Consider the following 767-nt stretch of genomic DNA (forward strand, 5'->3'; position numbering starts at 1 on the left):
GTCTTCACAAATTTATGTATTTACCCCTAATGGCGATGTGGTAGAGCTACCATCGGAATCCACTCCGCTTGATTTTGCCTATTCCGTCCATTCAGAACTCGGCAATAGATGTGTAGGTGCGAAAATTAACGGGCGTATAGCGCACCTGAAACATCACCTGCAAAACGGCGATAAGGTTGAGATTATTACCAACTCAACCCAAGAACCTCATAAAGACTGGCTCTCCTTTGTAAAAACATCTAGGGCGCGGACGCGCATAGGCGCGTACTTGCGCAAAAAAGACAGCGAAAAAGCGATAACACATGCTACTTTATTGCTTGATAAGGAGCTACGGGAACGAGGAACTACATTTAATGAAGTGTTTGAAGACCAAGCATTGGTTAAGAAACTATTAGAAAAGTTTAAGGAGCGGACTACTGATGATTTGCTGATAGCTGTAGGTTTTGGCAGACTTACGCACCGCAAATTAGTAAATGCTCTCTATCCAGAGGACAAGGCAGATGAAGAGCCGCTTAAACAGCGTCCTCCGTCTAAGGGAGAGCCGTTTAGAATTGCGGGCATAAACGATATGATGATAAAGATTGCTAGATGTTGTTCTCCACTACCGGGTGATGATGTGATAGGCTATATATCAACTGGCAGAGGGATAGTCGTTCACCGCCGCGATTGTTCTAACCTGAAAAGTTCTAGGATGAATCCTGATAAGCTGATAGAGGTAGTTTGGGATACTAAAGCTGAATATGCTACAACAGTGCGGAGTGGATTCC

The 767-nt window shown here is 44.2% G+C and carries 1 protein-coding gene; it reads left to right on the forward strand.

Annotated features, from left to right (window positions below; translation table 11 throughout):
* Window positions 1–767, forward strand: a 767-nt coding sequence (locus tag AC1MDJ_RS08215; protein WP_479690426.1) for a TGS domain-containing protein, incomplete at both ends; no start/stop codon positions are given.

Source organism: Candidatus Termitispirillum reticulitermitis (genome assembly GCF_054655775.1).